This is a genomic window from Cupriavidus sp. GW823-FHT06D04 (assembly GCF_058795055.1).
Map to the genome: position 1 here is coordinate 1 of NZ_JBXAHL010000124.1, position 598 is coordinate 598.

Annotated in this window: 1 pseudogene; it reads left to right on the forward strand. The window is 65.7% G+C overall.

Going from position 1 to position 598, the window contains the following annotated elements:
* Positions 1–598: pseudogene (locus AC1Q7H_RS39870) on the forward strand (ISKra4-like element ISBte1 family transposase); the annotation flags it as partial.

Here is a 598-nt window from a genome sequence, read left to right on the forward strand (position 1 = left end):
TGTCCCACGTGCGGGGCGCAACTGGCTTGCAAGGGCCACCATCACTTGGTCTTCCGGAGCGCGTTCGGGCGACTGTCGATTGACAGTCCGAGGCTGTACCCCTGCCGGCGGTGCCAGGGCGACGCACGTAGCTTCAGCCCGGTCGCTCGCTGTCTGCCTGAGCGGGTCAGTCCGGAACTGCAGTATCTCGAGGTCAAGTTCGCAGCGCTGATGTCGTATGGTCTGACCGTCACGTCCTGCAAGAGGTACTGCCGCTCGATCATGTGCTGGCAGCCAGCTCAATCCGGCGCCAGGTCACCACGCTCGGTCGCCGGCTGGAAGCGGAACAGGCCACCGACGCCCGGCAGCAGGCGGAGGTGACCGCGAGCGTCGGTTCGTCCGAGATCCCGGAGCCCAGTCCGATCCGCGCAGTCGGCATTGACGGCGGCTACCTTCGGCGGGCCGGCCACCGGCGCCGCCAGGACGGCTGGTTTGAAGTGATCGTCGGGAAGTCCCTGCGGGATCAGGATGGCGGACATAGTTTTGCCTACGTGCACAAGCTGGAGCGCCGACCGGCCGATCGTATGTGGAACTTCCTGCTACGAGAAGGTGTGCAACC